Origin of the sequence: Dickeya aquatica, assembly GCF_900095885.1 — a bacterium.
Taxonomy (GTDB): Bacteria; Pseudomonadota; Gammaproteobacteria; order Enterobacterales; family Enterobacteriaceae; genus Dickeya; species Dickeya aquatica.
On the sequence record NZ_LT615367.1, the window covers coordinates 457,062 to 476,095 of the forward strand.

Genomic DNA, 19,034 nt, shown 5'->3' on the forward strand with positions numbered 1-19,034 from the left:
GCCCCTGGTCATTAGATACTTACGATTTCAACATCGTACCCGGCATTTTTAGCGCTCTTCATCAGTTCGCTGAGACTGCTGGTATTCAGTTGTGCATATTTATCGTCTGCCGGTGCATTTTTGATACCCGCTAAATAAGCGAGTTTATCAAAAGCAGCCGATGCAGTTGCTTTCGTCTGTAAAAGCATATCGGTAAAGCTATTACCTTCTACATCGTCGCTATTAACCATTTTCGGTGTTTTATACAAACTCGCGATGTCGTTAGCTTTGCTCATAAAAAACCTCACTTCCTAGTTGAATGGTTTTAATAAATGCAGGTGAATTGTTAAAAAGATGTATTTAAATATCATCTCGATAACATGAGTATCATTGGTTAAAGCAAACAGTCAATCAATAAATTGATGAATAAGAAAAATGATTGGAAGCGGATTTTAAGAATGTCATATGCAGAAATGTAATTAATTTATATGAAATTATTTTTCTTGTGATTATATTTTTTTATCGGTTTTATTGCCATGAGTCTGATATAACGTTGTTCAGAATGGCATCCTTTAAAAAGAGCGTTTTAACAGCCTTTCTTAATACGACCGCACGTTAGTCAGTCTATTCTTTCCCAGAGGATGACCTGACGCCATCATTTATATGATTCACCCACAGTGAGCGAATCGGTTGATAAGCAATCCTGATTTCCGGGTTTTCCTCTTGCCTGGGCTGAGTTGGGCCTGACGTGTTGCCAGGTGAGTGACAGCAAAAATTGAGGAGGATCATTTTTGATAATGGCAGGCAATGTGTTGCGGCATTAGCACTAATTTTTGTGGGTGGCTCTCTGGCCGAGGTGCTATATCCGTGAAACGAATAATGCAATCAACAGGGCAGGGAAAAGAAGTGTGAAAATATAACCTAAAGATATTATTCCTTCGCTAATTAAAACAACAGTGTTGTTAAGTCGCTTTTTTATTTATAAAAATTATCTTGTCACAGAATATTAATTTTCCATACTTTATAGTCAATCACTCATCAGCCGATGAGGTATGTCATGCCTGAGGCAGTCCATTTGGAGCGGTTATTTGCACCTTATTTTCATTATTGGGGTAAAGCACAGTCGTCTTCTGAAAATGAAAACACTGCGCCGTATCATTTATTGCCTTATCACTGTCTGGATGTGGCGGCCTGTGGTTATTGGCTGGTGAAACATCATCGTTTTCATGTTCACGGGCACATGCGGTCGCTGGGATTAGAGGAAGAGCGCGCCGCGTTATGGCTGGCATGGTTTTTGGCCTGGCACGATATCGGTAAATTTGCCCGCAGTTTTCAACGGCTATACCAGAACCCTGATGCGCCGCTGGTGCGTGCCACCGGGCATGCGTCGCCAGTGCGGCATGATTCGCTAGGGCTATGGTTATGGCGTCATCGGCTCTACGAGCGCTGGGAGCAGGACGCAGGCTGGCTACCGGCGGTTGCCCGCGCGGATAAATTCCATCATGTGATGGATCAGTGGCTGCGCTTGATGTGCGGCCACCATGGTCAGCCGCCGCTGGAAGACGATAACGGTGCGCTGGCGTTTCACCCGGATGACATTCTGGCAGCGCAGGCTTACCTGACCGATTTGCGCACGGTGTTCCCGCAGTTAACCGCGTTTCCCGATGCGTTTAGCGATAAAAGCTGGCGCGCGCTTTTGCAGCAGCGCAGCTGGCCGCTGGCCGGTTGTGTGGTACTGGCGGACTGGATAGGCTCCTCACAGGCCGATTTCCCTTATTGCTCACAGCCGATGGCGCTGGCGGATTACTGGCGTGAATATGCGTTACCGCAGGCGGAAAACGCGGTGCTGCGTCTGCCCGCCGCCTGCGACGTTGCGCCGTTTCAGGGCATGCCAGCGCTGTTTCCTTTTATTAGCCAGCCGACACCGTTGCAGCAGCAGGCCATGACGGTGGATATCAGCACGCCCGGCCCGCAGCTTTTTTTACTGGAAGACGTCACCGGGGCAGGCAAGACCGAGGCGGCATTGGTGCTGACGCATCGCTTATTGAGCGCCGGATATGGCGACGGGCTGTATGTCGGCCTGCCGACCATGGCGACCGCTAACGCCATGTACCGCCGGTTATCGCAAGCCTATCGCACACTGTTTAGCGAGTCCGGTTTGCCTTCGCTGATGCTGGCGCACGGCGCGCGCGATATGGTGGCGGATTTCCGGTTGTCGTTATGGGGCGCAGAGCAGGCCGGGCCGGTGCGCTACGGCCCGGATGAAGGGAGCGCCAGTGCCGCGTGCAACCAGTGGTTTGCCGATTCGCGCAAGAAAGCGCTGCTGGCCGATGTGGGCGTCGGCACGCTCGATCAGGCATTGATGGCGGTGATGCCGTTTCGGCACCAGTCGCTGCGCCTGTTGGGGTTGAGCGGCAAAATCCTGCTGCTGGACGAGGTGCATGCATACGATGCCTACACCGGCCGCTTGCTGGAAAACCTGCTGGCTTTCCACGCCAGCCAGGGCGGCAGTGCGATCGTTCTGACGGCTACGCTTGCGGCATCGCAGCGCGAGCGGTTGGTGCAGGCGTTTTACCGGGGTGTGCAGCAACCGGCTGGTCAACTGGCAGAGCAGGCCGACTATCCGTGGTTTACCCAGGTCAATGCGCAGGCGCTGCATGAATGGCCGGTGGCAACCCGTGCCGAGGTGCGCCGTACCGTCGAGGTGGCGTGGTTATCCCAGCGTGCTGAGGCCATTGAGCGCATTCGTCAGGCGGTGGCGAGCGGGCTGTGTGTCTGTTGGGTGCGCAACACGGTGGACGACGCGATAACCGCCTGGCAACAACTGTGTCAGGGCGGTGAGATAGCCGCAGATGACGTGTTGCTGTTCCACAGCCGGTTTGCGTTTTGTGACCGTATCGCGATTGAAGACAGGGCGATTGAGCGCTTTGGCAAACACAGCAACGGCGAGACGCGGAGCGGCAAGGTGCTGATTGCCACGCAGGTGGTCGAGCAATCGCTGGATATCGATGTGGACGTGATGATAAGCGACCTGGCACCGGTGGATTTGTTAATCCAGCGCGCGGGGCGGTTGCAACGGCATATTCGCCGGGCGGACGGGCGCTGTAAACCGCCGGGTGACGACGCGCCAGCGCGGGACGCGCGCGCCGCGCCGGTGTTGTGGGTGCTGGCCCCGGCGTGGCAACCGGATGCCGGGCGCGACTGGCTGGGCGCGGAATTGCGTGGCACCGGTGCGGTGTATTCGCATCAGGCGGTGTTGTGGCGCACCCAGGCAATACTGCGTGAGCGCGGGGCGTTACGCATGCCGGATGAGGCGCGCTTGCTGATAGACAGCGTGTATGAGCAGCGTATTGCGGCCCCTGCCATACTGGAGGAGGGGGATTATCAGGCGCAAGGCAAGCAACTGGGCGATCGCACCGTTGCGGCGCAATCTTCGCTGACGTTTTCATTGGGGTACTGCGTGGCCGCCGCACAGCGCGGCTGGAGTGATGACGCCGAGCTGTTCACCCGCACAGGCGAAGAATCGCAGGATGTGTATCTGGCCTGGCGTGCCGAGAGTGGTGATGCGCTACCGCAGCCCTACGCTGGCGACGGCGAGTTTAGCTGGGAGAGAAGCCGCCTGTCGGTACGCAAGAACTGGTGGCAGCAACACCAAAACGGCTGGCCGACGTTACAGGGCGATGAACTGGAACGCTTCCGGCAACACCTGCATCGCCCCGGCGCGCAGGTATTACTGCTCACGCCGGGTGAGGCGGCGCATTACTACCGTGCAGACACCGGGTTGGTTGCGGCGGACTGAATAGCAAAGTAGCCGGGTAATAGGGTGCTTTTAAGGTTGTAAACAAGAAATGCTCCATCGTTACCGGCATCAATTTGTCTTTATACCCATGGAGCTGTTGGTCACAGCTTCAACGTAACAAGGCTGTTTTTAAAAGATTTTTTGCTGCTCAGGCAGTTTTTGTTCACCGGGAAACATCGGTGCCGCTGGCGCGGACTCTGGCCGCGCGGAGGCAGAAAACAATAACAGGAATCATGACGACCTCACGGATGAGGCCTTACTGAAGAGGTAGGTTCATGTTTTCACTGATTGACACACCCTGGTTACCGGTAGTGGGCGCGGACGGGCATCGCACCCATATTTCTCCACGGCAACTGACTGACGACCGGATTATCAATCTGGCGTGCCCGCGACCTGATTTTCAGGGCGCGGCCTGGCAGTTGCTGATTGGTTTGCTGCAAACCGCCTACTCACCACCGGATGAAGAGTGCTGGGAGGACATCTGGCGTGATGGACTGGGCGACGGCTGGATACAGGCGCTGGACAGCCTGGCACCGGCATTTCAGTTTGGTGCTGAGAAGCCTGCGTTTATGCAGGATTTCTCATCGCTTGAGGCCGACAACAACCCGATTTCCGGTTTATTGATCGATGCGCCGGGTGGCAACACCCTCAAGCTCAACAAAGATCACTTCGTCAAGCGCGGCACGGTAAACGCCATCTGCCCGCACTGTGCGGCACTGGCGCTTTACACACTGCAAACCAACGCGCCGTCGGGCGGCGTTGGCCATCGCGTCGGTTTACGTGGCGGCGGCCCGATCACCACCTTGCTGATGCCCTACGATGCGCAAAAACCAGTACCGCTGTGGCGCAAACTGTGGGCCAACGTCAGCTCCGGCGAGCGGGGGCGGTGCGATGCGTCGGTATTCCCCTGGCTCAAGGCCACCCGCACCAGCGAAGGTGACAGAGACAAGGTCACGCCGGAAAACGCGCACCCATTGCAGGCGTTTTGGGGCATGCCGCGCCGCATCGAGCTTGATTTCAGCCATACTGAATCCGGCCATTGTGACCTGTGTGGCGATCACTCCGGGCAGTTACTGACGCACTACCGCACCAAAAACTACGGCGTGCAGTATGAACACTGGCAGCACCCGCTGACGCCCTATCGTAAATCATTGAAAGATGGCGTGGTGTTGTCGGTAAAAGGTCAGCCGGGCGGGTTGTCCTACCGCGACTGGCTGGGGCTGGTGCTGGGGACGAAGGATACACTCAATGAAACGCTCCCCGCCTATGTAGTGAACCTCAGTCATCAGCGCGTGCCGCTGCGCCATAAAGTCGGGCTGTGGTGCTTTGGCTACGACATGGACAACATGAAAGCCCGCTGCTGGTACGAACACCACGTGCCGGTGTGGAAAGACATTACCCCGGCGGTGCGTGACTACCTGCCGCTGGGCTTGCAGATGGCGCACGACGCCCAACAACTGCTGCGCCAGTCGGTAAAAGCAGCCTGGTTTAGCCGTCCGAAAGAAGTGGGGGGCGATTTCAGCTTCATCGATGTGTCGTTCTGGCAGGAAACCGAACAGTTTTTCCGGCAGCTTTATCGCTCTATCGCCGGGGGCGGCTGCCCGGTAGCGGCGCTTAACGCCTGGCGCAACCAGCTCTACATGTACCTTATCGGCACGTTTGACCGGCTGACATTCGGCAACCCAGACCAGAAAGGCGACCTGACGCAGGCGGTCGAGGCGCGCGGCAGCATGGTGAAGCTGTTCCACATCCAGAAATCAATGAAACAGCTCAAAGGATTACAACCGCAAGAGGAACCGGCGAATGGATAAAGGGAGCAGGGAGAACGGTAACAAGGAGAGCGGTCGTAAGGAGAATGGCCACAACGAGAAAGGTTACAAGAATAGCACCGCAACGCCGCTGGTGATAAACCCACCAGCGGCGCAGAAGATAGAGACGTGGTTTGGCGCATTACAAAACCGGCATAACGACACCCATAATGGCCGTGCGGAGCGGGCGGCGTTGCGCCGCGCCGCCGCCCCTTATGGCGCGCTGACCTGTCAGGGGTTTATGCGCCTGTCGAATATGCTGGCCGAGGTTATTGGCGACAAACAGCATCGCTTGCTCGGTGTGGCGATCTTCGCGGCGGTGGCGGCCCATGCCGACAAGAGTGACGACAAGAAAAGTTTCGCCGCGCAACTGGGTGAGCCGGTCAGTGCGGGCAACGACCGGCGTTACCTGTCTGAACTGCGTTTTGAGCGGCTGCTGCGTGCGCAAACGCCGGAAGAACTGTGCCGCCTGTTGATTCGGGCGGTGACGATTCGCGGCGACGCAGGCGTGAATCTGCCGTCGCTGGCAGACGGCATCCTGCTGTGGATGGATGAATGGCATGCCCGGCAACATAACCTGCCTGCACAGCACAACCCACTGAAACGCAATGCGGTGCGCTGGGCGTGCGAATACAACCAGATAACGCAGGAGCCCGCACCGGACGAGGCACCCTCCTCCCCGCAAGACGCTAACGGAAACCACCCGACCGACAACAAGGAACCGGCATGACCACCTTTATTCAACTGCATTTTTTGACGGCTTACGCACCCGCTAACCTTAACCGCGACGACGCCGGTCGCCCGAAAACCGCGCTGGTCGGCGGCGTGGAGCGGCTGCGGGTGTCATCACAGAGCCTTAAGCGCGCCTGGCGCACTTCGGCGGTGTTTGAAAACGCGCTGGGCGAGCACATCGGCAAGCGCACCCGGCGGCTGGGGCGCGAGGTGTATCAGCAACTGATTGATGGTGGCGTCACCACCAAAACCGCCGAAGAAGCGGCGAAAGAGATTGCCGGGCAGTTCGGCAAACTGAAAAAAGAAGAAAAAAACAGCAAGGATCCGCTGGAAAAATACGACATCGAGCAACTGGCGCACATCAGCGTGCCGGAGCGGGCGCATATAGACCAACTGGTGGCGACGTTGATTGCCGAAAATCGCAAACCCAACAGCGAAGAGCTGAAACTGCTGCGCAAAGCGGTGGCGAGCGTCGATATTGCGCTGTTTGGCCGCATGCTGGCTTCCAGCCCGGAGTTCAACGTGGAAGCGGCCTGTCAGGTGGCGCACGCGCTGGGCGTCAGCGCAGTCACGGTAGAAGATGACTTTTTCACGGCGGTGGATGACCTTAACACCGGTGATGACAACAGCGGCTCTGGTCACATGGGCGAGCAGGGCTTTGCCTCGGCGTTGTTCTATCAGTACATCTGCATCGACCGCGATCGGCTGCTGGAAAACCTCAGCGGTGATGACGCGTTAGTGCAGCGCACATTGCGGGCGCTGGGCGAAACGGCGCTGACCGTGTCGCCGACCGGCAAGCAAAATAGCTTTGCCTCCCGCGCCTACGCCTCTTACGTGCTGGCAGAACGGGGGGCGGCACAGCCGCGTGCGCTGTCAGTGGCATTCTTTAAACCGGTGCGTGGCGAGGAACCGCTGGAAACCGCCATCACCGCGCTGAAAAGCCAACAGGAGAAGTTCAACCGCGCTTACGGCGCTGACGGCATGAGCGATTACGTGCTGAATGTTGAAGCCGGTGTCGGCAGCCTGCCGCAACTGTTGGATTTCATCAGCCAGTGAGGTTGGCATGACCGAGTATCTGGTATTTCAGCTGTACGCGCCGCTGGCCTCCTGGGGGGAACCGGCGGTGGGTGAGGTGCGCCATACCTCACCCGTGCCGAGCCGTTCTGCGCTGCTGGGGTTGCTGGCGGCGGCACTCGGCATCCGCCGCGAGGAAGACGCGCGCTTGGCACAGTTTAACGCGCACTACCGTTTCGCGGTGCGAATGCTTTCTCGCCGGGAAGGGTGGCTGCGTGATTACCACACTGTGCAGATGCCGCGCGAAGAGCGCAAACGGGTACGCCATACCCGGCGTGATGAGCTGTGCTCTGACCCGGAGCAGGGGCTGGAAACGCTGTTGAGCGCCCGTGAATACCGCTGTGATGCGTATTACCACGTGGCGGTGAGTGTGACCGAGGGCGCGCCCGTCACCCTCTCGCAACTGGCGCAGGCGCTGCGCACCCCGGTGTTCCCGCTCTATCTCGGTCGCAAAAGTTGCCCGCTGGCGTTGCCGCTGGCGCCGCATCTGCTGCGTGGGTCGCTGGCCGAGGTGTGGCGGCAGGTTGACGATACGCCATTGCTCAACGACCCGGCATTGGCGTTTATCAACCAACCTGACGGCAGTTGCTACTGGGAACCGGGTGAGGATGTTGACGCAGAGGGGGCGGTGATGGCGGTAGATCGCTGCGACCAGCCCACCAGCCGTCGGCGCTGGCAGTTCACCACTCGGATACAGTGCCACGGCGTACTGAAAGGAGGTCAGTAATGTTCTTTTCCCGTGTCACGCTGCAACCGGCGGCGCTGCCGTCGGCGATGGCGGCGAAATGGCTGACATCGCCGGTGTATGCCAGCCACCAGTGGTTGTGGCAATTGTTCCCGCAGGAGCAGCAGCGCCGCTTTTTGTTTCGCCAGGACTCCCATCCTGGGGCCAGCCGCTATTACCTGCTTTCGGCCTGCGCGCCCCGGCCAGATCACAACCTGTTTGTGGTGGACACCAAGCCGTGGCAACCGCAACTGAACGCCGGGATGCAACTGGCGTTTTCCCTGCGCGCCAACCCGGTGGTGACGCGCCAGAAAAAGCGCAGCGATGTGCTGATGGATGCCAAACATCAGGCCAAAGCACAGGGCGCGAGCCCGGCGGAAATCTGGCCGCGCCAGCAGCAGGCGGCAGCCGACTGGCTGGTGCGTCAGGGCGAGCAGTGGGGGTTTGAGGTCAATGCCTGTCGCGTTGACGGCTACCAGCGTCATCAACTGTATAAACCGCGCCAGAGCGCACCGGTAAGCTTCAGCTCGGTGGATTTTGACGGCTTGCTGCGCATCACCGACGCCGGGCGTTTTGCACAGGCGGTCAGCCAGGGGCTGGGGAAAAGCCGGGCGCTGGGGTGCGGGCTGTTGCTATTGCGTCGTGCCTGAGCGGGAGGCGGCTATGTCATTCGTTCCGTTAAACCCGATCCCGCTCAAAGACCGCACCTCAATGATCTTCCTGCAATACGGGCAGATTGACGTGGTGGACGGCGCGTTTGTGCTGATCGATAAAACCGGGGTGCGCACCCATATTCCGGTTGGCTCGGTGGCCTGCATCATGCTGGAGCCGGGTACTCGCGTCTCCCATGCGGCGGCCAAGCTGGCGGCCACCGTCGGCACGCTGCTGGTGTGGGTGGGGGAAGCCGGGGTGCGGTTATACGCCGCCGGGCAGCCGGGCGGCGCACGTTCTGACCGGTTGTTGTATCAGGCGCGGCTGGCGCTGGATGAAGAACTGCGCCTGAAAGTGGTGCGGCGCATGTTCGAGTTGCGCTTTGGCGAACCGGCACCGAGCCGCCGCTCCGTCGAGCAACTGCGCGGCATTGAAGGCGCGCGGGTGCGCCAGACCTACAGCCTGCTGGCAAAACAGTACGGCGTGAAATGGGATGGCCGCCGCTATGACCCGAAAGACTGGGCGCGTGGCGACAAGGTCAACCAGTGTATTAGCGCTGCCACCGCCTGCCTCTACGGTATTACCGAAGCGGCGATACTGGCGGCGGGCTACGCACCCGCTATCGGTTTTATCCATAGCGGCAAGCCGCTGTCGTTTGTCTACGACATTGCCGACATCATCAAGTTTGACGGTGTGGTGCCCAAAGCGTTCGAGATTGCCGCCCGCCACCCGCTGGAGCCCGATCGTGACGTGCGGGTGGCATGCCGCGATATTTTCCGCAGCCAGCAAACGCTGGCGAAACTGATCCCCCTGATTGAAGACGTGCTGGCCGCTGGTGAAATTGAACCGCCGCAGGCACCGCCGGACGCACAACCGCCCGCCATTCCCGAACCGACGCCCTTTGGCGACGCCGGGCACCGGGGCCATGGCGGATGAGCATGCTGGTGGTGGTAACAGAAAACGTGCCGCCGCGCTTGCGCGGCCGGCTGGCGGTCTGGCTGCTGGAAGTGCGCGCCGGGGTGTATGTGGGCGACACCTCGCGCCGGGTACGGGAGATGATCTGGCAACAGGTGGTGGAACTGGCCGAACAGGGCAATGTGGTGATGGCCTGGGCCACCAACACCGAATCCGGTTTCGGGTTCCAGACTTACGGTGAAAACCGCCGGATGCCGGTGGATCTCGATGGCCTGCGGTTAGTCTCTTTTCACCCGGTTGAAAATCAGTGAGTTAGCGCTCTTTAACAACCGGGAAAAATCGGTAGAATTTTCCAGTCTTTAAAATACCTTATAAAACAGGTATCTACTTTTAGAGTGTTCCCCGCGCCAGCGGGGATAAACCGTGTATGAAGGTGTCAGTTTGCCGCCGTGGTTGGTGTTCCCCGCGCCAGCGGGGATAAACCGTAGCCGGATGGATTTCTGGTAAAACGCGGGCAGTGTTCCCCGCGCCAGCGGGGATAAACCGGGTTACGGAAGGGTAATGTCCAGCAGTTCAACGTGTTCCCCGCGCCAGCGGGGATAAACCGTTCCTGCCGGGCTTTATGTCGGATTTGGTTCTGTGTTCCCCGCGCCAGCGGGGATAAACCGGCATCGTCTACATCGGCCTGGATGCGTTGTCAGTGTTCCCCGCGCCAGCGGGGATAAACCGGGTTGGTCGTGACGATATGCGCCTCGTCTATCGTGTTCCCCGCGCCAGCGGGGATAAACCGGAAAAGATGACGACAGAAAGGACACATTTGAGGTGTTCCCCGCGCCAGCGGGGATAAACCGCAGATTCACCCGCCGCCGGTGCGGAATTTTCCGTGTTCCCGCGCCAGCGGGGATAAACCGCGCTCCCGATTTACTGCGCCAGACCATCGACCGTGTTCCCCGCGCCAGCGGGGATAAACCGTCAACACTGGTGCGGTGCTGGCCCTGCGTCGTGTGTTCCCCGCGCCAGCGGGGATAAACCGATGCAGCTATCAGGCAACCCGCGCTTTGGACGGTGTTCCCCGCGCCAGCGGGGATAAACCGCGCCCATGAGCCGGACGAAGGCGGAAAAACGCGTGTTCCCCGCGCCAGCGGGGATAAACCGATGATAGGCCAGGGTGAGTGGTGGCGCGGTATGTGTTCCCCGCGCCAGCGGGGATAAACCGTTCACGAGAAAACATCAACTCTTCCGCTTCGGGTGTTCCCCGCGCCAGCGGGGATAAACCGTTTCAGCTTCATCAGACGAAAACACATCGACGGTGTTCCCCGCGCCAGCGGGGATAAACCGCGGTGCTGCTTTTCCCGTTGTTTGGGATCGGAGTGTTCCCCGCGCCAGCGGGGATAAACCGGTATAGGACTTCGCATCAAGCGCCGCGCCAATGTGTTCCCCGCGCCAGCGGGGATAAACCGGTTGTGATGATGCAATCTCCGCAGACTGCACTGTGTTCCCCGCGCCAGCGGGGATAAACCGATGATAGGCCAGGGTGAGTGGTGGCGCGGTATGTGTTCCCCGCGCCAGCGGGGATAAACCGGTCATATCGTTTTTTTCCCTCGGTCTTGACCAGTGTTCCCCGCGCCAGCGGGGATAAACCGTGAGCACGGTGATAATTGCAGTAAACAATGCTGTGTTCCCCGCGCCAGCGGGGATAAACCGATCGAGTTTGATATTAAGGCTGCCAGCGATAAGTGTTCCCCGCGCCAGCGGGGATAAACCGATACGGTGGAACTGGTCAATCGCTGTCAAAAAGTGTTCCCCGCGCCAGCGGGGATAAACCGTCCCGGCTCCAGGATATTATCGCTGATGCCTAGTGTTCCCCGCGCCAGCGGGGATAAACCGGTGCAAATCATAACGGATAACGAGCGCTGGCAGTGTTCCCCGCGCCAGCGGGGATAAACCGTTCGGGTTAGTACCGCCGTTGGGGGCAGAAAAGTGTTCCCCGCGCCAGCGGGGATAAACCGCTCGATTGCAGTTTGTACCGCTTCAATAGCGCGTGTTCCCCGCGCCAGCGGGGATAAACCGGGGTACGCTATCGGTTTCAACTGGCACGATGTCGTGTTCCCCGCGCCAGCGGGGATAAACCGTCACGTTATGGCCAGACGTTTGATGCCATTTAGTGTTCCCCGCGCCAGCGGGGTAAAAAAGAGAAACCCGATGACGGGCGGTACGCGTCATCGGGTTTTTGCTTATGGAACTGCGTTACGCAGGCTGACGATTAAAACGAGTGCCAGTCATCTTCGCTGTTTGCGGTTTTACGCGATGAGGCGGCCGGTTTTAACGCCAGTGTTTTGGTGGCGGAGGCCGGTTTTACCGGGGTACTGGCAAGCATTGGCCGGTTGCCGGAGGCTCGATAAGCGCCGTGCCCGGCTTCTTCCAGATGGAACAGGCTAACCACCTGTTTTAACTGCTCGGCCTGTTGCTGCAAGGCTTGGGTGGCATCGGTGCCTTCTCGCACCAGCGAGGCGTTTTGCAGCGTGGTTTGTTCCATTTTATTAATCGCCTGGTTGACCTGCTCGATACCCAGTGACTGTTCCTGACTGGCAACGCTGATTTCACCGACCAGTTCGCTGACTTTGCGCACGCCATCGACAATGCCCTGAATGGAGACCCCGGCTTTTTCCACCAGCCGGTTACCGGCATCCACCGTTTGTACCGAATGGCCGATCAGTTCCTTGATTTCTCTGGCCGCAGAGGCGCTGCGCTGCGCCAGATTTCTCACCTCGCTGGCGACCACGGCAAAGCCCCGGCCCTGTTCACCGGCACGCGCGGCTTCAACCGCCGCGTTAAGCGCCAGAATATTGGTTTGAAAGGCGATGCTGTCGATAACACCGATGATATCGACAATCTTTTTCGAAGAGCTGTCGATTGCGCCCATGGTTTGCACCACTTCACTGACCAGTTGCCCGCCGGATTGTGCCTGGCTGGCGGTGTCTTGCGCCAGCTGGCTGGCTTGTCTGGCGTTATCGGCGTTCTGGCGCACGGTGGAGGTCAGTTGCTCTATTGAGGCGGCCGTTTCTTGCAGCGCACCGGATTGCTCCTCGGTACGGTTGGAGAGATCCTGATTGCCGACCGAGAGCTGTGACGAGGCTCCGGCAATGGCTTCCGCGCCTTCACGCACTTCACCGACCACGGTGCGTAACTGCACTGTCATCTCCTGTAGCGCGTGTTGCAGTTGTGCCAGCTCATCGCGCCCTTGCGGGATAATGGTTTCCGTCAGATCGCCGTTGGCAACAGCATGTGTTACCTGCACCGCTTTTTGCAACGGCCGCACAATACTGCGTGTCAGCATCCAGGCGAGCAGTGAGCCGATGAGGGTAATCAATACCCCCAGCCCACCGAGGAACAGGTAACTGTTATTGGCACGATCGGCAATCTCTGTGCGCATACGGTCAATACCGGTACGTTGATAATCGCGCAGTATGCTCATGCTTTTTTGGTATTCCACGGATACCGGTTGCAGTTTTTGCTCAAACAGCTGTTTGGCCAGTTCGGCATTACCTGCGGATTTGGCTGCAAAGATATCGTCTCTCGCCTTGATATAAGCCTGACGGTCAAGGTTTAACTTATCCAGCAGCACCTTTTCTTCATTGGATGACACCAGTGCGGTAAATTGGGCGGCCCGTTCGTTGTTCTCTTTGGTGGCGTTGGTATTATCTGCCGCGAAAACCTGTGCCAGCGAGGCATCACTGCTGCGAGCCGTGGCTGTCGCCCGTTGGATACCGGCGGCGAGCGTGGTTGCCCAGTCCGCCACCAGACGCTCTTTGCGCAACGGTATTTGCATGATTTGTTCTGCGTTCTGGCTAATCTGGCGCAGTTGGTAAATACCGCTGGCCAGCATGATTAACGAAAACGCGATCAATATTCCAAATCCTACGGATAGCCGGGTACCAATTTTGTAATTTTTCATTTTTTCTCCTGGGTTTCTCTGCAAATGGTTTTCAGATTCCCTATATGTTCGACGTAATGGCTATATTCAGTGCGTGATATGAACAGGCTCTCCGGGCCCGGGTTGAATTTTACCTTCGTAGCATGTCTGTTGATTTTATGCATAAAAAAATCAACGAGTTGCTCAGTCTTTCAGGCCATGCTGCTGGTGCAGGATGACATACCGTCTTTTCATAACGGGGATGCTGTACAGAGTTGTGCTGTGTGTTAATTATAGTTAATCACCAGATACTGCAATTCAATTCATTTTCAGCATGTTAATACTTATTATCATTAGCAATAAAAGGTTGTGATATATCGGGTTATAGTCACGTTATATACTTTTTTGTGCACGTTTCCTGTTTTCTGGGTAGTGAGGGTATTTAGGATACAGAGTAGCGGGGAAATCAAAGCTTCATTAAGTAATGTTTTATTCACCTCACATTATTTCAATTCATTTACGGTAAAGCCGCGGTCTGTGTGAGCCAACAGGCTTTGTATCGCTGCCGTGTCCCTGTTTTTTTATTCGGTTTTTTTTCAGCTCGCGCCCATGCTTTTGCCTGTTTATTAGCCAGGGCTGGTTCGCCGCAATGGTTTTGCACACGCAGGTGCTCAGAATAACGGCGGTGAAGCCGCATTCTGGCGGATGCCGTAACTGGTCACACCACCGGAAATACCTTTTCTGTGAAGGTGTTATCCCTTTTTTCGCTTTAGGGTCGGCAAAATAGCCGCGCAACAGGTCTTTATTTTGCACGGGAAGTGGCATTATGTGCAGTTCGTGATAAGGAGGCTGAGAGACTCAGTCGGCCATGGATTAACGAGGTTCCACCGGGGGAGAGGCCGTGGAAGCAGAGAATACCCTGGGAGTCATTTCCCGCTATCTGAAAAAATTGCATGTGCTGACGTTATGTGTCAGCGCTGATGACGATTTATGGTGTGCCAACTGCTTTTATGTGTTTGACGATGAACAGGTCGCCTTTTACCTGATGACGGAACCGGACACCCGGCACGGCGTCATTATGCGTCGTTGTGCCAGAGTCGCGGGTACGGTCAATGGCCAGCCCAAAAGCGTGCTGCTGATTAAAGGCGTGCAGTTTATGGGGGAAATCCACTGCCTGAGCGGCGAAGAGGAAAACCTGGCACGCCATCGTTATATCACCCGTTTCCCGATTGCCCGTAGCAGCAGTGCACCTGTCTGGAAGTTGTCGCTCAACGAAATCAAGATGACCGATAACGCGCTGGGATTTGGTAAAAAACACCTGTGGTCACGCCGTGCGGTGGTGGCCGAGCCCGTGTGATCCTGTCGCGCTGGCTGGCCGTATGGCTGCCAGAACGACAGGCAGAAACCGGCAGCCGTTTAACGCAGGTGATGAATCACCTGATTGCGGCTGCCGCGCCACACCAGCGTCAGGTCACGTTGCTCTTGCACGAAGCGGCCATCGACCAGCACGTTAATCCTTCCCACCACCTCTTGCTGGGCGGGGCTCAGTTCATCGAGCTGATAACCCGTCCACATCCAGATGTTTTTGCCAGGGCACTCGTTGCGCACCCGCGTCACCAGCCGCAGTACGTCAGGCACATTTTGCGGATGTAGCGGGTCGCCGCCTGAGAGCGACAGCCCTTGCAGCGGCAGTTCGGTGGATTGCAAATCCGCGATAATGCGGTCTTCCAGTTCGGGGGTGAAGAGATGGCCTGAGTTGAGCCGCCAGGTGCTTTTGTTATAGCAGCCGGGGCACTGGTGCTCACAGCCCGCGACAAACAGCGTACAGCGGGTGCCGGGGCCGTTGACCACATCCACCGGGTAGTATTGATGGTAGTTCATAGTGATAACCGCTCAAAAGGCCGCCCATCGGGCGGCATCGCGTAACGTCAGAGCTGAATGTGTCGCCCCTTGGCTTGGGGCGAGGCAGACTGTCAGCCCAGTTGACCGCTAGCTAAGTGTTTTACCCGGCGTTTGACTTCTTCTTGCTTACCGGCGTTGAACGGGCGGGCATCCGGGCTGCCCAGATAACCACAGACCCGGCGTGTGACAGACACGCGCGCCGAATTGTGATTGCCGCACTGCGGGCAGGCAAAGCCTTTGCTGGTGCAGGCGAACTCACCGGTAAAGCCACACTCGTAGCACTCGTCAATGGGGGTATTGGTGCCGTAATAGGGCACGCGGGTGTAGCTGTAATCCCACACATCTTCCAGTGCCTTGAGGTTATGCTGCAAGTTAGGGTACTCGCCATAACAGATAAAACCACCGTTAGCCAGCGGCGGATAAGGGGCCTCAAAGTCTATCTTCTGGTATGGGTTAACCTTTTTCTCCACGTCGAGATGGAAACTGTTGGTGTAGTAACCTTTGTCGGTGACACCGGAAACCACGCCAAATTCAGCCGTGTCCAGACGGCAGAAGCGGTCACACAGGTTTTCGCTCGGTGTGCTGTACAGGCTAAAGCCGTAGCCGGTTTCCTCTTTCCAGCTATCGGTTGCCGCTTTCAGTCGGGCGACAATCGCCACGGCTTTTTGCCGCTTGGTTTCGTCATCAAACAGGTGCTGCTTATCACCAAACAGCGCGTTGATGGTTTCATGAATCCCGATATACCCCAGAGAGATAGAGGCGCGGCCATGCTTGAAAATCTCGGCGATATTATCGTCAGCTTGCAGGCGCACCCCGCAGGCCCCTTCCATATACAGTATAGGCGCTACGCGGGCTTTGACATTTTCCAGCCGCGCGATACGCGTCATCAGCGCCTTTTTCGAGAGTAACAGCCGTTTGTCCAGCAACTGCCAGAAGCGGGCTTCATCGCCACCCGCTTCCAGCGCGATGCGCGGCAGGTTCAGGCTGATGACGCCAAGGTTATTGCGCCCGTCATGGATAGGCTGGCCGTTCTCTTCATACACGCCAAGGAAACTGCGACAACCCATCGGGGTTTTGAAGGAACCGGTCACGCTGACCACCTGGTCATAGTTGAGAATATCCGGGTACATGCGCTTGCTGGCACACTCCAGCGCCAGTTGTTTGATGTCGTAGTTCGCGTCACCCGGTTTGTGGTTGAGGCCGTCTCGAATAGCGAACACCAGCTTCGGGAACACGGCGGTTTTGTGGTTTTTACCCAGCCCGGCGATGCGGTTACGCAGAATCGATTGTTGAATCAACCGTGACTGCCAACTGGTGCCGAGGCCAAACCCGAAGGTGACAAACGGCGTCTGGCCGTTGGCGGTGTGCAGGGTGTTGACTTCATACTCCAGTGACTGGAAGGCGTCATAGCACTCTTTTTCCGTGCGGCTGAGCGCGTAGCCTTCGGCATCCGGTATCTGCCATTCGAGGGCGACGGCTTTGTGTTTCTCATGGCTGGCACTGACGAATGGCGCGAGAATTTCATCAATGCGATTGATGGTGGTGCCGCCGTAAATATGGCTGGCCACTTGCGCGATAATCTGTGCTGTTACCGCCGTGGCGGTAGAAATCGATTTAGGCTGCTCAATTTCCGCATTACCCATCTTAAACCCTTGTGTCAGCATGCCGCCTAAGTCTATGAGCATGCAGTTGAACATGGGGAAGAAGGGGGAGTAATCCAGATCGTGATAGTGGATTTCGCCGCGTTCGTGCGCCAGCACTACGTCACGAGGCAGAATATGCTGTTTGGCGTAGTGCTTGGCGACAATCCCGGCCAGCAAGTCACGCTGGGTGGGGATAACTTTGCTGTCTTTGTTGGCGTTTTCGTTCAGTAACGCCATGTTGCTTTGTTCTACCAGGCCACGAATTTCCTGATTCAGGCGGCCCTGACGTTCACGAGCCACATCGCGGTCGTGGCGGTATTCGATATAGGCGCGAGCCAGTTGTTTGTACTTACCTGACATCAGCAGGTTTTCCACCGTATGCTGAATGTCGTGGATCTCAACGCGCGCTTTTCCTTGCATATGTTGAGCGACGGCACAGGCCACGGTAGCGCAGTAATCCTCATCATTAACGTTGACAGCCTGAGATGCCTTAATAATGGCATCTTTGATGCGGTTTTCGTCAAAAGGTACCTGGCACCCATCCCGTTTAATCACTACTGGTTTCATGTTGTTCCTCGGTGTGTTTCCCGTCTTCCAGCAACGGTTGTTGAGGTTATCCACAGGCGAAATCCGCACCGGACAGCGGATGCGGTGGCTGTGGATGGTTTGTGGATAAACACAATATGTAGGTCACGATAAAAGGATAGACACTATATATTGAATTTGCCCGGTGGTGTGCCTGCTTTTATCACGCCAAAATTGACCTGGCTCAATGAAATTTGAGCATCGTAGAGAAATCAGTCTTGTATAAACAGTAAGCAATTTGGGCGACAGGCAAGGGTGTTATCGCGCTGATGGCAGTGATTTCTCTTTTTTTAGCTATCAAGGCATCTAGACATCCATAACTGCTTTTTGTATGGTGGCGGGAAACAATGATGCATCGCGCTGACGCAACGGGAAGGAAAGACAATGGCAGAGAATGTTCTGATTCTGGATGGGGGAATGGGGCGTGAGCTGGCGCGAATCGGTGCGCCGTTTCGTCAGCCAGAGTGGTCAGCGCTGGCGCTGATGGAGTCGCCTGCACATGTTCGTCAGGTTCATGACAGCTTTATCGCCGCTGGCGCGCAGGTGATTACCACCAACAGCTATGCGGTGGTGCCGTTTCATATCGGCGATGCGGTGTTTGACGCGCGCGGCGCGGCGCTGGCCTCTCTTGCCGGTGAGCTGGCGCGTCAGGCGGCGGATGCCGCGCCCCATGCCGTGCGGGTTGCCGGTTCGCTGCCGCCGGTGCTGGGCTCTTATCGCCCGGATTTGTTTGATGCCGCCGCCGCCGCGCCGATCCTCAATACGCTGATTACGGCGTTAAGCCCGTATGTGGATGTATGGCTGGCGGAAACGCAAAGCGCGGTGGCGGAAGTCACGCTGGTGCGCGAGCTGCTGGCCGATGACCCGCGTGAACTGTGGCTGTCATTTACGCTGCAAGATGAGCTGGATGCCAGCGGTAACGCCCGGCTGCGCTCCGGTGAAAGCGTGAGCGATGCGGCGGCGGCAGCGCTACGGCTGAAAGCGGCCAACCTGTTGTTTAATTGCAGCCGCCCGGAAGTGATGGCGTCGGCGGTGGCACAGGCACGGGCGCATTTTGGTGAGCAGGCCGGTGCACCGGGCGTTGGGGTGTATGCCAATGCATTCGAGCCGGAAGATAATCAGCGCGGTGCCAATGAAGGCCTGAGTCAATTACGTACCGACACGCACCCGCAGGGCTACCTGCAATGGGCGCAGGAGTGGGTGGCGCAGGGCGCAACGCTGGTCGGTGGCTGTTGTGGCATCGGCCCGGAACACATTGCGCGCCTGGCGCAGGCGTTTAGCCGCCACGACGGCTAACCGTAAACACTCG

14 protein-coding genes and 1 CRISPR repeat array are annotated in these 19,034 nt (G+C 57.3%); of the genes, 10 read left to right on the forward strand and 4 right to left on the reverse strand.

The features are described from left to right. Positions 1-11 precede the first annotated feature (11 nt). Entirely contained in the window at positions 12-275 is a 264-nt protein-coding gene (locus DAQ1742_RS02075; protein WP_035339499.1) for a hypothetical protein, read from the reverse strand. Positions 276-1,036: 761 nt separating this feature from the next. On the opposite strand from DAQ1742_RS02075, the gene DAQ1742_RS02080 reads away from it, so the two are divergent. The 8 genes from DAQ1742_RS02080 to cas2e all read left to right on the forward strand — a co-directional run bounded on the left by DAQ1742_RS02080 (position 1,037) and on the right by cas2e (position 9,993). Beyond that, entirely contained in the window at positions 1,037-3,778 is a 2,742-nt protein-coding gene (locus DAQ1742_RS02080; protein WP_035339500.1) for a CRISPR-associated helicase/endonuclease Cas3, read from the forward strand. Between the two features lie 275 nt (positions 3,779-4,053). Next, entirely contained in the window at positions 4,054-5,589 is a 1,536-nt protein-coding gene (gene casA / locus DAQ1742_RS02085) for a type I-E CRISPR-associated protein Cse1/CasA (RefSeq protein WP_035339501.1), read from the forward strand. Then, a complete protein-coding gene (casB, locus tag DAQ1742_RS02090; protein WP_051123990.1) occupies positions 5,582-6,316 on the forward strand; it encodes a type I-E CRISPR-associated protein Cse2/CasB in 735 nt (244 codons plus the stop codon). Before casA ends, casB begins: the two co-directional genes overlap by 8 nt. After that, positions 6,313-7,374, forward strand: coding sequence for a type I-E CRISPR-associated protein Cas7/Cse4/CasC (gene cas7e, locus DAQ1742_RS02095; RefSeq protein ID WP_035339502.1), 1,062 nt, complete (start codon positions 6,313-6,315; stop codon positions 7,372-7,374). The genes casB and cas7e overlap by 4 nt, the downstream gene beginning before the upstream one ends. A 7-nt stretch (positions 7,375-7,381) precedes the next feature. Then, positions 7,382-8,119, forward strand: a complete 738-nt coding sequence (cas5e, locus tag DAQ1742_RS02100; RefSeq protein WP_035339503.1) for a type I-E CRISPR-associated protein Cas5/CasD — start codon at positions 7,382-7,384, stop codon at positions 8,117-8,119. After that, the gene (cas6e, locus tag DAQ1742_RS02105) at positions 8,119-8,766 is read left to right on the forward strand and encodes a type I-E CRISPR-associated protein Cas6/Cse3/CasE (protein ID WP_035339504.1); all 648 of its coding nucleotides are present in this window, start codon (positions 8,119-8,121) and stop codon (positions 8,764-8,766) included. Before cas5e ends, cas6e begins: the two co-directional genes overlap by 1 nt. Before the next feature lie 13 nt (positions 8,767-8,779). Beyond that, on the forward strand, positions 8,780-9,703 hold the full coding sequence (gene cas1e, locus DAQ1742_RS02110) for a type I-E CRISPR-associated endonuclease Cas1e (RefSeq protein ID WP_035339505.1): 924 nt from the start codon (positions 8,780-8,782) through the stop codon (positions 9,701-9,703). Then, positions 9,700-9,993, forward strand: a complete 294-nt coding sequence (gene cas2e / locus DAQ1742_RS02115; protein WP_035339506.1) for a type I-E CRISPR-associated endoribonuclease Cas2e — start codon at positions 9,700-9,702, stop codon at positions 9,991-9,993. Before cas1e ends, cas2e begins: the two co-directional genes overlap by 4 nt. A gap of 84 nt (positions 9,994-10,077) precedes the next feature. Next, positions 10,078-11,875: direct repeats of the CRISPR family, unit length 29 nt; unit sequence GTGTTCCCCGCGCCAGCGGGGATAAACCG. 70 nt (positions 11,876-11,945) lie between these two features. On the opposite strand, the gene DAQ1742_RS02120 is transcribed toward cas2e, so the two are convergent. Then, positions 11,946-13,637, reverse strand: coding sequence for a methyl-accepting chemotaxis protein (locus DAQ1742_RS02120; protein WP_035339508.1), 1,692 nt, complete (start codon positions 13,635-13,637; stop codon positions 11,946-11,948). Positions 13,638-14,496: 859 nt separating this feature from the next. Between DAQ1742_RS02120 and DAQ1742_RS02125 the strand changes: the two genes are divergently transcribed. Beyond that, complete coding sequence (locus DAQ1742_RS02125) at positions 14,497-14,952, forward strand: YhbP family protein (RefSeq protein ID WP_035339510.1); 456 nt, start codon at positions 14,497-14,499, stop codon at positions 14,950-14,952. A gap of 59 nt (positions 14,953-15,011) precedes the next feature. On the opposite strand, the gene nrdG is transcribed toward DAQ1742_RS02125, so the two are convergent. Then, positions 15,012-15,476, reverse strand: coding sequence for an anaerobic ribonucleoside-triphosphate reductase-activating protein (gene nrdG / locus DAQ1742_RS02130; protein ID WP_035339511.1), 465 nt, complete (start codon positions 15,474-15,476; stop codon positions 15,012-15,014). Positions 15,477-15,568: 92 nt separating this feature from the next. After that, positions 15,569-17,707: an anaerobic ribonucleoside-triphosphate reductase gene (gene nrdD, locus DAQ1742_RS02135; RefSeq protein WP_035339512.1), complete on the reverse strand. Its 2,139-nt coding sequence runs from the start codon at positions 17,705-17,707 to the stop codon at positions 15,569-15,571. Positions 17,708-18,109: 402 nt separating this feature from the next. Between nrdD and DAQ1742_RS02140 the strand changes: the two genes are divergently transcribed. Next, positions 18,110-19,021 (forward strand): homocysteine S-methyltransferase family protein, encoded by a 912-nt coding sequence (locus DAQ1742_RS02140; RefSeq protein WP_035339513.1) that lies wholly within the window; start codon positions 18,110-18,112, stop codon positions 19,019-19,021. Positions 19,022-19,034 lie beyond the last annotated feature (13 nt).